We start from the raw sequence: 12,546 nt of genomic DNA, 5'->3' as shown, positions 1-12,546 counted from the left end.
CGTCGTGGACGACCTGGTCGACGGTGCGGACGTTCTGGTTGTCGCGACGGTCGGCCCAGGTGCTGCGATCGGCCGGGTTGTTCGGCTGGGACCAGTCCGAGGTCTTCGCCGGGTCGTGCCGCCAGGACTCGTCGGTGATGACGTCCTTGCCCTGGTGGTCGAACGTGGTGGGCATGGGCGGCGGGGCGCCGCCGCCGCGGGTCTGGTTCGGCGTGTTGTCGCCGGGAGCCGCGCGGTGGTCGGTGTCGAGCTGGCTCTCGCTCTCCGGCGTGACCCACTCGAGCCCCGACCACTTGTTCTTGAGGTCCGGGTCGAACAGCGAGCTGTAGTCGGCCTTCTCGACCAGCGGCATCTGCGGCGGCAGGTAGGAGATGCCGGGCTCGACCTTCAGGCCGTGGTTGTCAGGGTTCATCGTGAACTGGCTGATGACACCGGTCGTCGGCTTCAACCCGCCGTCGACGAGCGCGTTCGGCCCGGAGATGTCCGGCGCCTGGGCCTTCAGCTCCTCGTTGAACTTCGCGTCCGGCATGCCGTAGGCCTTCAGGCCCTCGAACTTCTGCGGGATGATGTCGGCGAGCGTGTTGATGAAGCCGTTGCCCGGCGGCGCGACGATGAAGTTGTTGTTCAGCTCGCCCTTGCCGTACTGGATGTTCGCGGCCGTGTCGAGCTCCGTGCCAGGCGCGACGTTCTGGCCCTGCAACGTGTCGTTGACGCTCGTCTGGTCACGCAGCCGCGGCGCGAACACGGGGACGTCCGTCGGCTGCATCTTCATGTCGCCGATGGTTCCGAGGTCCACCGCGCCGGGCCGGATGTCGACGTCGACGTACACGCCGCCGTTCTTGGCCAGCACGGCGTACCGCGCGATGTCCGCGCCCAGGTTGTAGGCCTTGGCGTCCGGGTTCTGCGCGGCGGCGTACACGTCGTTGATCGTCGTGTTCGTGTCGGTGCGGCTCTGGACGTCGTTGGACAGCTCGGTGACCAGGTCCGGCGTGTTCGTCTTGATCTCGATGCCGGCGTTGTTGAGGTCCTGGACGACCTGAGGGTCCCAGTTGCCGGCGGAGCTGTCGGTCCAGAGGGTGGCCTTCCACTGCTGGTTCGGGTCGGCGTTGGCCCCGTTGTTCTCCTGGACCTTCGCGCCCCACTCCTTCATCCCCTGCACGGCGGCAGGGCTGGGAGTATTGCCGAACCAGGCGAAGTGCAGCTCCTTCGGCACCTCGACCTTGCCGGCGTCGCCCTTGTTCTGGACGGACTGGTCGTACTGCTGCTGCAGCTCGGCCTTCACGTCCGGGTCCGTGATGCGGTTGATGAGGACGCGCGCCTTGCCCGGCTTGCCGTCGTTGACGGCGGTGTCCACATGGGACTTCAGGGTGTCGATGTCCACAGAGGACGGATCGGCGTTCTTGCCGACCAGTCCGACCCACGGGTCCGCGGGAGCGGGCGGGGTGGTGTTCGTGTTCGTGTTCGTGTTCTGGCTGGGGGCCGGAGCGGGCGCAGGCGTTGCCGGGGGCTTGTTGAACAGCCCCTTGATGAAGTCGATCCCGAGCCACTTCTTGATCGCGGCACGCTTCCTGCCCCTGCCGCCGTCCGGGCGCGGCTGTGCCTGGTAGTTCTGCGCGGCCGGGTTGGACCGCGGCACGACGTTGGGCGGTGGCGCCGGGCGGGTGTTCGCGTTTGTGTTCGTGTCGGTGTTCGGCGCGGGGGCGACGATGGGCGGCGCGACGACGAGGTCAGGCGTGACGTTGGTGTTGGTGCCGCTGTTCGGGTTGGGGTTCGGGCTGGGGGCTGGGCTCGGGGCCGGACGCGTCTGCACGGCCGGGTCGCCGGGCTTGGGCCCGCCGGTGGGAGGCACGTTGGCACCGGGCGTGTTGGTACCGGGCGCGTCGACCGGCGGCGTGTTCGGGTTCGGGGTGTTGGGGCCGGGGGTGTTCGGGTTCGGGGCGTTCGCCGGCGGCACGTTGGCGGGCGGGACGTTGGCGGGCGGGACGTTGGCCGCGGGGACGTTGGCGGGCGGCGCGTTGACGGCCGGGGCAGGGGTGGGCTTCGGCTGCGCGGGCGGCGCTACGTTCGTGTCCGGCGTCGGCCTCGTCTGGACCGGCGGAGCGTTGGTCTCCGGCTTGGGCGACGGCACGTTGGTCGGGGGAACGTTCGTGTCCGGCTTGGGCGAGTTGACCGGCGGGGTGCTCGTCGCGGGGTTCGCGTTCGGCGACGGCGTGTTCGCCGCGGGGACGTTGGTCTCCGGCCGGGGCGAGGGCACGCCGGCCGGCGGCACGTTCGTGCTCGGGCTGGGCGAGGGTGCGTTGACCGGCGGCACGTTCGTGCTCGGGTTGGGCGAGGGTGCGTTGGCCGGCGGCACGTTCGTGCTCGGGCTGGGCGAGGGTGCGTTGACCGGTGGAGCGTTCGGTGCCGGTGCCGGTGCCGGTGCCGGTCGCGACTGCGCTGGCGGGGCGGTGTCGGCCTTCGGGGGCTGGGCGGACGGTGTCGTGTCCGGCCTCGGCGACGGCGTGTTCACCGGTGGCGCGCCCGCGGGCGGTGCGGCTGGGGCCGGGCGCGTCTGCGTGGGCGGTGCGGTGTTCGCGTTCGGGGACGGCGTGTTCGTCGACGGTGCGTTCGCCGGGGGCGCGCCCTCTGACGCGGGCGGTGCTGGGCGTGACTGGGCGGGTGGTGCCGTGTTCGGGGTGGCGGAGGGGGCGTTCGCCGGTGGTGCGGTGTTCGCGGCCGGCGGTGGGGTCAGCGGGGTGGGCTTCGGGGCCGGGGGTGGCGTCGACGGGGAGGCGCCAGGGGCCCTGGAGATGGTGTTGTCCGTTCGGATGTGCCGGCGGCCGGGTTGGCGCCGCCCGGTGCCATCGGCGGGGCGGCCGGGGGTGCGGACGCCGCGGAAGGCGTGGCGCCCGGGGTCGCGCCTCCGCGCGGGGTGCCGCTCTGGGGCTGCGTGGTCACCGCGCTCTGCTGGCCGGGAGTCGACGGTGGCGGGGTGCCGGGGACGCCCGGCTTGGGTGAGCCTGTGGCGGGGGAGCCGGTGCTGGGCGAGCCCGCGCCGGGAACGGGCGGGGTCGAGCCTGGCTTCGGAGCCGCGGCGGGGGCCGAGCCCGGTGGGGGCTTGGAGATCGTGCTGTCCGAGCCGGGCTTCGGGGCGTCGAACACGCCCTTGCCGCCGCCCGCACCGAACTTGCTGCCGCCGCGCTCGCCGCCCGCGGAGCCAGGAGTGGCGCCGGGGGCCATGGGCGGGGCCATGCCAGGAGTGCCGGGAGGAGTGGCGCCGCGCGAGCCGCCCGTCGAGGGGGACGTCACGGCACTTTGCGGGCCGGGCGGGGTCACGGCGGGCTTGGGGCCGGCCGCCGAAGGACTGGGAGGCGTCGGGACGCCGCCCTTGCCACCAGGAGTGCTGACCGGCGGGACCGCGCCGCCCTTGCCGCCACCACCTGGCGTGGCACCTGGCTTGGCCGAGCCGGGGTTCGCACCGCCGCCCACGACCGGGGGCGCCGTGAAGCCGGGGCCGCCCACACCCTTGGGACCACCAGCGGCAACCGGTCCGGCACCACCCTTGACCGGAGGCACCGCACCCACGGCCGGACCGCCGGTCCCACCCTTCGGACCACCGGTGACAGCCGGGCCGCCACCCTTGACCGACGTCGGCGGCACGACCGCCGGACCGCCGACCCCGCTCTTGGGGCCACCGGTGACAGCCGGACCGCCACCCTTGACCGGAGGCGCGGTGCTGACCGAAGGACCGCCCTGCGCGTTCAGGCCACCGGTGGGAGCCGGACCGCCGCCCTTGACCGACGTGGGCGGCACGACCGCCGGACCGCCGGCAGGACCCTTCAGACCACCGGCAGGCCCGGTGCCGCCCTTGACCGCGTCCGGGCCCTTGAAGTTGGCGCCGCCCTGGGCGTTGAGGCCCGGGGTGTTGACGCCGCCGCCCTTGACGGCGTCGGGGTTCTTGAAGTTCGCGCCGCCCTGCGCGTTGAGGCCAGGAGCCTTGGCGTTGCTGCCGGGTGGCGGCTTGGCCGTCGTCGAGGTGTCGAACGACTGGAGGTTCTTCTGGTGCGTCTGGTCGGTCTGGGTGGCCGTCTGGTGCGTGGCCTTCAGGTTCGACTGGACATCGGTGAACGCCTTCGCGCCCTTGTCCGCCTGCGAGACGGCGTTGTCGTTGGACGCGTTCAGGGCCGGCACCGCGAACAGGCCGATCGGGCCCAGCGCGTTGCCGGAGAAGTTCAGGCCGCGCAGGCCGCTCGAGATGCCCGACAGCCGGGACCCCAGGTCACCCGCCTTGTTCTGCAACCCCTGCATCGAGGAGTCGTTCATGGAGAAGCCGCTGTTGCCGGTCGGGCCGCCCCCACCCGTCCCCGTCGTCGGCGAGGGGGACGGCGTCGGGTTCGGCGCCGGGTTGGGATTCGGCGACGGCGACGGTGAGGGGTTGACACCCTTGGCCATGAGCGGCGTATCTCCAGTACTGCGTCAGAACAAGCAGGGTTGGCGGGGTCCCGGCCGGGAGGAGCTACTGCTCCGCGGGGCGCTCGACCGAGGTCCGGCGCAGCGGCGCGCCACCGGACTGGGCGGTCGTGTCCCAGGACGAGGCGGACTGCATCGGCTCGGCAGGGGCCTCGAAACCCGAGTACGCCGTGCGGGCCTGCAGCGGGTTGTAGTTCTCCCGCGCCGGCTCGAGTGCCTCGAACGTCGGCGTCCGCGCTGCCGTCTCGAAAGGCGTGACGGACTGCACCGGCTCGGCCGGAGTGGACTCGACGCCGCTGTACGTCTCCCGCGCCTGCAGAGCCTCGTGGTGCACCGGCGCGCTCGACGTCATCGAGACACCGGACGCCACGGTCGAGTCCGACGCCACGTTCATGTGGGTCGGAGCCATCGGCGCCTGAACGGCTTCCATCCGGTGCAACGGTTGCATGGGCTGGACGGCGTCCATCAGCTGGTGCGTCGGCTGCACGGCGTCCACCCGATGCATGGGCTGCAACGGCTGGACAGCGTCCATCTGCGTCCGCTGCAACGGTTGCACGGGCTCCGCGACGTCCATGCGCTTGAGCGCGTGCATCGGCTCGACCGCGTCCACCTGAGTCCGCGAGACCATGTGCATGGGCTCGGCGGCCGACATCGCGGTGCGGGCGTGCGTCGGCGCGAGCGCGTCCATCTGAGTGCGCTCGGATGCCAGGTGCATTGGCGTGGCCACGACCGAGTCCATCTGCGTGCGAGCCGACGTCATGTGCATGGGAGTCGCGGTCCCGTCCTGCTGGACCGTGCCCACACGGGCGTTGGCGAGCGCGTTCGGCGCGGAGGCCGTGGTGGTACCACCCGTACCGCCACCGCCGCCGGAGTTGTTCTTCGCCACCGCCTCGTCGATCTTCTTGTCGACGTCCTTCGAGGCCTTGTAACCCTCGTAGGAGATCTCGGCGACGTCGGCGGAGTTCTCGAACCTCTCCCAGCCCTTGCTGATCTTGGCCATGATGCCGTCGAGGTCGCCGATCCGCTTCATCTGACGGCCCAGCGCCGCCACGACGCGGGCGACGCGCGAGGCGATGTTCGTGCCCAGCGCCACCGCCTTGCCGACCGCGAAGCCGATGAACGCCGGGATCGAGGCCCCGAACGTCGGGATCATCGCGGCGGCCGCCAGGATCGCGCCACCGATCAGCGACCCGAGCAGCTGCGCGATCATGTCGCGGACGATGTCGCGCAGCACCGTGACGAGCATGCCCATGATCGCGACGATCTTGGCCTTGGTCTCGACGGCCTGCGCGAGCTCGTCGAGCTCCTGCGACATGCCGTCCATCGACTTCTTGTAGGCCTCGGACGCCGAGCCGGTCCAGCCGTCGAACGTCGCCAGCCCGTTCTTGTGGTCCTCGGCCAGCACCCGCAGCTCGGCCGCGCGCGCCTTGGTGGCCTCGACGTTGGCCTGGATCTCCTCCGGGTTGCCCATCAGCTGGTTCAGGGCGTCACGCAGGAACGACACGTGCTCGATCAGCCAGCCGATGCCGGCACCGATGAGGCTGCCCAGCGGGTCCATCACGAGCATCACCGTGGCCGACGCCGCGCCGATCGCGTTGAACGTGATGTCCAGGGCCTTCTCGGTCTCGGTCTCGGCGTCCTTGCCGATGCCGTCGATCAGGCTGCCGTAGGCCTCGATGAACAACGAGCCCTTGAGCTTGTTCTCCTCGGTGATCTTCATCCCGGGAGGAGACGGGAGTGGAGTTTCCGGCGCGGTCATCGCTGTTCCTTACCAGGGCTGGTTGTCGTCGTCGTCATCGTCGTTCGCGCGCGGGCGGCCGCGGACGGGCGGCGGCTGCGGGGCCGCCGCGGGCCGGCTGACCGGCGGCGCGACGGGAGCCGGTTCCTCGACCTCCTCGTACGCGTCGGTCTCGTCGACCTCCTCCTCGTCGGCGGGGATCGAGTCGGCGACCATCTGGTACGCCTCGGTGCCCTCACCGAGCGGCTGGAAGATCTCGAGGACCTTCGTCGCCGCCTGCTTCTGGGCGTGCCGCGCGGTCTCCAGGATCAGCGCGGTCAGCCGGGGAGCGCCCAGCTCGACCGCGCGGTGCCCGAGCACCAGGTTCTGCAGGCCGCCGTTGGGGCCCACGGTCACCGTCACCGCGCCGTCCTTCGACGTCACGGTCGCGGTGGACGCCGCGAAGTTCTCCTGCAGGTCCTCCGACTTCTTCTTCAGGTCGGCCAGCTTGGCCTCGTACTCTTCGACCCACTGGGTGGGGTTCGCGGGATTCACACGGTCCTCCGGCGGCGGTGGTTCAACGGGGAGCGCTCTCAGGTGAGCACGGCGTCGATTCGGGTGGCGATGCGGTCGTTGTCGGTCGGCGAGAGGCTCAGCCAGCCGTCCGAGTTGACCATCAGGTAACGGCCCTGGTGGGTGTCGAACCAGTTGATCACGACACCGGACCGCTCCCGGCCGCGGGTGACGCCGAACTGGCCGCCCGCGACGCGGTTCGACGCGAGCTCACCGAACTGCTTCGCGTCCTGAGTGGACAGACCGGCCTGCTGCAGCGCGGCCCGGTCGTCCATCTCGTCGGCCGCGCCCCAGAGGTCGTCGGAGTCCTGGGACTCCTCCGCCTCCTGGATCGCGACGGCATCGCGCAGGGACTCGACCCGCACGTTCACCGCGGTGCCGGGGCCGGGTTCGCCGTCGGGCAGCACCCGCACGATCTCGCGGGCGATGCCGGTCTCCCGGATCGCCAGCAGCCCGACCCGGTCGCTGTCGATGATCGCCAGCACGGCCCGGTCACGGCCGGAGACCGCGAGCGCCCGCACCGTCCGGTCGAGTCCAGCGACGGCGTCCACGGACATCTCGTGGTCGTCGAGCAGCCGCAGGAACCCCTCCAGCCGCTCGTTGTCCAGCAGACCGCGCTCACGCAGGTCGTCGAGCGTCTTCTCGCGCAGCACCCGGCGGTCCTGCTCGGTGTCGCCCTCGCTCGGCACGTCCAGCGGATAGGGCATCCTGCCGAGCCGCAGTTCTTGCCACAGCACGTCGAACTCGCGCGGCGACAACAGGAACTCAGGCGTGATCACGACGCGTCCGGCCCCTTCGGCTTCTTGACCTTCGCGCCGCCGATGACCGACGGGGGCAGGTTCTCACCGGGGACCTCGAACAGGTCGCCGCCCATGATGTAGCTGGCGGAGCGGTGTTCCTTGTCGTCCTCGCCCTTGCCACCGGCACCCGGAGCGCCACCCATCGGGGCACCGGCGCCACCCATGCCGGCACCGGCCGCGGTCGCGCCACCAGGACCCGTCATGCCCATCGGCATGCCGCCCGCACGGCCCTGCACACCGGCCGTGCCGCCGGGCTGCATCGAGCCACCGCCACCGGCCGCACCACCAGGTCCGCCACCGAAGCCGCCCGCGCCACCACCGGCAGCACCGAAGTTCGGCATCGCGCCGGGCTTCATACCGGCTCCGCCGCCACCGCCGCCGCCGCCGGGCATGCCGCCGGGCGTCATGCCCTTGGGCGCGTTCGGGTTGTTCGGGTTCTGCGGGTTGTAGTTCGGGTTCGGGATGTCCTTGCCCACCACGGGGATCTTGGGGATGTTCGCGCCACCCTTGCCCGTGTTGCCGCCAGGACCGCCGAGGTACGGCGTGCCACCGGGCCCGAACTGCGGCGTGTAGTTGCTCCCGCCACCGCTGGTGTACGTGCTGCCGGGGTTGGGCGGCGGGGTGTAGCCAGGAGCCGACGGCGTGTACGTCGCGGCGGCCGCGTTCGTGTTGCCGGGGTTGTAGTTCGGCATCTGCGGGGTGTAGCCACCGCCGCCGCCTCCGCCGCCACCACCGGGGTTGGCGGGCGGGGTGTAACCGGGAGCCGAGGGCGTGTAGGCCGCGGGAGCAGCGGGCGCGTTGGCGGCACCGCCACCGCCGCCACCGGCGTTCGCACCGGACGGGCTGGGCGGAGCGGCCACGGCGCCACCTGCCGCCTGCGGCGACATGAGGCCGTCCACGCCACCGTTCAGCGTGGGAGCGCCGGACATGCGCTGCATCGCCATCACCGGCTCCTCGACCTGGCCGGTGTTCGGGTTGAACGGCGGCTTGAAGGTCGGCGTCGACGTGTCGATCTGCCGGGAGTTGTTCTCCATGGTGGTCATGACGTTGACCGCCTGGTCGTGCGCCGCGCGCGAGGCGGCGTTGGCGACCGCGATGTCCGCGGAGGCCAGCACGAACGCGGGCGTGCCCGGCTGCGACAGCGCGGCCGCGGCCTTGTTCCAGTCGAACTGGACCGGCGCGGGCATCTGCGCGCGGGCCGCCTCCATGACACGGCCCTGGTCGGCGACCTTGTTGCCGACCTCGACGGCGGTCTTCGCCGTCTCGTCGACCCACGTCCCGAGCTTCTTCATCGCGTCACGCGCGGCCTCGGCGGCGCCACCCGTCCACTTGGACTCCGACGCGGCGATCACGGCGTTGATGGTGCGTGCGGCCTCGGTGAGCTCCGTGCCGTACTTGCCCCAGTCGGAGCTGATCTCGCCTGCCTGACCGGGGTCGTTGTTGTTGTGCACAGCGGCGTAGAGCTCTTGGTGCGAGCGTGACGCCCAGTTCTGGGGGTCCGTCAGGACCGGCTTGTTCTCGAACTCGCTCGGGTCGGTCTCGGGGGGCATGACCGGCTCGCCTCTCGCTTCGACGGGATCAGCTGGATCAGCTGTTCATGATCTTCTTCAGTTCGGCCTGGTGTTCCTCATCGAGGCGGTTGAAGTTCTCGATCGCCTCGACGATCGAGTTCTTCGTCTGCTCCAGCACCGTGCGGTACGCGGTCATGACGCTGACGAACGAGTACGGCTCACCCTCGGCTCGCTGGGTGAACTTCTCGCGCATCTTGTCGCCGACCGGGTTGGCGCCCAGCGGTGCCGGACGGGCGATGCTGTTGTTGGCGCGTTCGAGCCACGTGTCGACCTGGTCGATCTGGGCCTGGAACTGCTTGCGGAGTTCCTCGCCCGCTGTCGGGTCGAGCTGCACCTGACCCGAGGTGACGGTGTCCTTGAGCGGGACGGCGTCGTTGTCACCGACGATGTACATACGTGCAGTATCAAGTACCTTTTCGGACATGGCCTGATTTCCTGCCCGCGTGTAACCAATTGAGACCCGCGTTCACAATGCGTTGCCACGCACCGAAACGGGCCACCATCAGGTGAACGTGCGATGATCAGGAAGATCGTTTGCCCTGGTTGTGGGAGCGCTCTCGGCCAACTGCCCATTCGGGCATCGGATCTCTGTTCACATCACTGGAACGGGTCTTGACCAGGGGCCGGTGTGGCCCAAATCACACTGGGCCGCGAAGGTCACTTAGGCTCGTCTTGATCTCGATTACGCAACGCCCGTGTATCCCTCGATCGGATGGTCTTTGAGCTAGACGAAAAAACGGGCAAACACCCCTGTGTTCGCCCGTTTCGATTGCTGATCAATTCATGTCAGAACGGTGTCGATCCGCGTGGCGATGCGGTCGTTGTCGGCGGGGGAGAGGCTGAGCCAGCCGTCGGAGTTGACCACCAGGTAGCGGCCTTGGTGGGTGTCGAACCAGTTGATCACCACGTTCGCGCGCTCCCGGCCGCGCGTCACGCCGAACTGGCCGCCCGCAACGCGATTCGCGGCGAGTTCACCGAGCTGTTTGGCGTCCTGGGAGGAGACTCCGGCCTTCTGCAGCGCGGCCCGGTCGTCCATCTCGTCGTCTGCGGCGCCCCACGGGTCTTCCGACTCGTCGTCGTGTTCGGCTTCCTGCAGCGCGGCGGCCTGCTGCAACGTGTCCGCCCGCACGGACAACGCGTTGCCTGGTCCGGGTTCACCCGCGGGCAGCACTCGGACGATCTCGCGCGCGAGCCCCGTCGGCCTGATCTCCAGCAGGCCGATCGCGTCGCCGTCGATGATCGCGAGCACGGCCTGGTCACCACTGGACGCGGCCAGCGCCCGCACGGTCCGGTCCAGCCCGAGCACCGCGTCCACGGCCACCACGTGGTCGTCGAGCAGCCGGAGCAGGTCCTCCAGCCGTTCGTCGTCGGCCAGGCCGCGGTCGCGCAGGCCCGCGATGGTCTTGCGCTGCAGAGCCTTGAGCTCCTGCTCGGTCTCGCCCTCGCTGGGCACGTCGAGCGGGTAGGGCATCCGGCCGAGTCGGAGCGTCCGCCACAGGACCTCGAACTCACGCGGCGACAGGAGATATTCGGGCGTGATCACAGCCAGCAGTATCGGGGATGCGACTCACTTCGGCGAATAGCAGCAGCGACGGCCCGTCCGGACGTGGTCGCGCACGTGCTCGCCGATCACCGGATCGGCTGACGAGAGCACGCTCAAGGCCCGCCGGATCGCCTTGCCCACGGCGATCCTGGCCCGTTCGCCCGAGTCGGAGAACGAGCGAGCCCTCCCGCCCAGGCCGGTGGCCACCGCGATCTCGCCGGCGAGCCAGTCGTGCTCGGCCTGCTCGCCGTCGGTCAGGTCGCGGCCGCGCAGCTCGGTGAGCCTGGTCCTGTACTGGCGCAACGCTTCCGGGTCGAGCTGATGTTGTGCGGTCACTTCTTCTGTGAGCGCGGTCGTGCCCGCGACGAGCTCGGCCGCGTCGATCTCCCGGCCGGGGTTCGCGGCGAGGACGGCGAGGTGGGCCATGCCGATGCCGCCGTCCACCAGGACGCTCCGGCCGCCGAGCCGCACGAGCCACTTCCTGCCTTCGCGCCGCACGGTCAGGTCGGCGTCCGGCGGCGTGCTCATTCCCAGGGCGGCAGCCTCCTGCGCACAGGTCGCGAGCTCGCGCCTCGCTTCGTGAACGTCACCCGCTCGTTCCAGCGCCTCGGCGTACTTCCGGCGCGACGACAGGGCGGCGGGCCAGTGCCCGAGCGCCTGGTTGTCCCGGATCGCGGCCTTGAGGTGGGTGAGCGCCAGGCCGACGTCGCCGAACGTCAGCGCCGCCAGCCCGAGCGGGTGCTGCGCCGAGCCGAAGCACGTGACGGCGAGGCTCGCCATGAGAGGCAGCCGCGCGAACGGCAGCAGGATCTCGTAGACCTCACGCGCGACATCGACGTCGTCGAGCAGGTGGGCCGCGTCCGCGACCCCGCTCATCGTGACGAGCCACGTGCTGGAGCGGGGCAGCGCGCCGAGCCCGCGCCGGCACAGCATCGCCAGAGCGCCCTGGGCCTTGCGCCGGTCGCCGGAAAGCGCCGCGGCGACGGCGAGTGCGCTGAAGAACGAGTTGTCGACCGTGCTCAGCGTCGGCGAGTGCACCAGGTGGTCCAGCAACGGGAACAGCTCGGCCGTGCGGCCCTGGTACCAGCGGATCGCGCAGATCTGCGCGCCGTACCAGGCCGTCGCGTCGACGTCGCCGACCTCGGCGCCGAGCTGCGCGCTCGTCCCGGCCAGCTGCTCGGCCTCGTCGAACCGGCCGTCCCTGATCGCGAGCATCACCTCGACCGCGCTCACCACGAACCGCACGGCCAGGTGGTCCTCGTGCTTGAGCCGTTCCTGCAGATCGGTGAGGCGGCGCACGGCGTGCGGATCGGCGTCGAGGAAGTGGTCGACCATCTGCCACAGCAACGCCATCATGAGGTCGCCCTGGCGTTCGCTGCGCAGGCTTTCGCCGATCATCTCGGCGGCGAGCTCCTTGCGCAGGTCCACGTGGTCCGGTCCGAGGACGCAGTGGTGCGCGAGGCTGAGCGCTTCGACTCGCACAATCGGGTCGGCGGTCTTCCTGGCTTCGTCGAGGAGTTCCAGGATGTTCGCGTGCTCGTTGGCCTGGTAGTCGCTTTCGGCCGTGAGCCTGAGTCTCAGTCGTAGCGCCAGGTCGGACTTGGGCTCCACCAGTGTCAGTGCGTGCTTGACCCTCGACCGCACCAGTTCCGCCTCGGCTGCGGTGCGGTGCTCGTGCACCCAGACACCACCGGCGCCGAGTGCTGCTGCCACGAGCGTGTGCACGTCACCGGCGCGTTGGGCCGCTTCGTAGGCCTGCGCGAAGTGTTCGCGGCTGGTGCGCAGGTCCCCGTGCCGCGCCAGCGCTCGCGTGCCTGCTTCCAACAACGACTCGGGCGTCACGCCGCACACCCAAGCAGACGCGTGGAACGGGCGTGGAACGGGGTGGAACGC

The 12,546-nt window shown here is 70.7% G+C and carries 9 protein-coding genes; all 9 read right to left on the bottom strand.

Going from position 1 to position 12,546, the window contains the following annotated elements; genetic code table 11:
- Positions 1–2,353: glycosyltransferase (locus UK23_RS37615; RefSeq protein ID WP_045316542.1), on the bottom strand; the 2,353-nt coding region annotated here is incomplete at its 3' end.
- 374 nt (positions 2,354–2,727) lie between these two features.
- Entirely contained in the window at positions 2,728–4,431 is a 1,704-nt protein-coding gene (locus UK23_RS37610; protein WP_045316541.1) for a hypothetical protein, read from the bottom strand.
- Between the two features lie 64 nt (positions 4,432–4,495).
- Complete coding sequence (locus tag UK23_RS53180) at positions 4,496–6,208, bottom strand: WXG100 family type VII secretion target (RefSeq protein WP_231114855.1); 1,713 nt, start codon at positions 6,206–6,208, stop codon at positions 4,496–4,498.
- Between the two features lie 9 nt (positions 6,209–6,217).
- Positions 6,218–6,721: a YbaB/EbfC family nucleoid-associated protein gene (locus tag UK23_RS37600; protein ID WP_045316540.1), complete on the bottom strand. Its 504-nt coding sequence runs from the start codon at positions 6,719–6,721 to the stop codon at positions 6,218–6,220.
- A gap of 38 nt (positions 6,722–6,759) precedes the next feature.
- Entirely contained in the window at positions 6,760–7,518 is a 759-nt protein-coding gene (locus UK23_RS37595) for an ESX secretion-associated protein EspG (protein ID WP_045316539.1), read from the bottom strand.
- Complete coding sequence (locus UK23_RS37590) at positions 7,515–9,089, bottom strand: WXG100 family type VII secretion target (protein WP_045316538.1); 1,575 nt, start codon at positions 9,087–9,089, stop codon at positions 7,515–7,517. The genes UK23_RS37595 and UK23_RS37590 overlap by 4 nt, the downstream gene beginning before the upstream one ends.
- A 37-nt stretch (positions 9,090–9,126) precedes the next feature.
- Positions 9,127–9,504 carry a hypothetical protein gene (locus UK23_RS37585; protein WP_045316537.1) on the bottom strand — a complete coding sequence of 126 codons (378 nt, stop codon included), beginning with the start codon at positions 9,502–9,504 and terminating at the stop codon, positions 9,127–9,129.
- Positions 9,505–9,891: 387 nt separating this feature from the next.
- A complete protein-coding gene (locus UK23_RS37580; RefSeq protein ID WP_045316536.1) occupies positions 9,892–10,653 on the bottom strand; it encodes an ESX secretion-associated protein EspG in 762 nt (253 codons plus the stop codon).
- A gap of 24 nt (positions 10,654–10,677) precedes the next feature.
- Positions 10,678–12,495, bottom strand: a complete 1,818-nt coding sequence (locus UK23_RS37575) for a hypothetical protein (RefSeq protein WP_156213682.1) — start codon at positions 12,493–12,495, stop codon at positions 10,678–10,680.
- Positions 12,496–12,546: the final 51 nt, after the last annotated feature.

The organism is Lentzea aerocolonigenes, assembly GCF_000955955.1.
GTDB lineage: Bacteria > Actinomycetota > Actinomycetes > Mycobacteriales > Pseudonocardiaceae > Lentzea > Lentzea aerocolonigenes_A.
Note: the sequence above shows the minus strand (reverse complement) of the source record. Positions and strands in the feature narration are given on the sequence as shown.

What these genes read in the sequence shown, in the direction of transcription:
- UK23_RS37610 (WP_045316541.1), bottom strand. Translation starts at nt 4,431, where the DNA reads ATGGCCAAGGGTGTCAACCCCTCACCGTCGCCGTCGCCGAATCCCAAC.
- UK23_RS53180 (WP_231114855.1), bottom strand. Translation starts at nt 6,208, where the DNA reads ATGACCGCGCCGGAAACTCCACTCCCGTCTCCTCCCGGGATGAAGATC.
- UK23_RS37590 (WP_045316538.1), bottom strand. Translation starts at nt 9,089, where the DNA reads ATGCCCCCCGAGACCGACCCGAGCGAGTTCGAGAACAAGCCGGTCCTG.
- UK23_RS37585 (WP_045316537.1), bottom strand. Translation starts at nt 9,504, where the DNA reads ATGTACATCGTCGGTGACAACGACGCCGTCCCGCTCAAGGACACCGTC.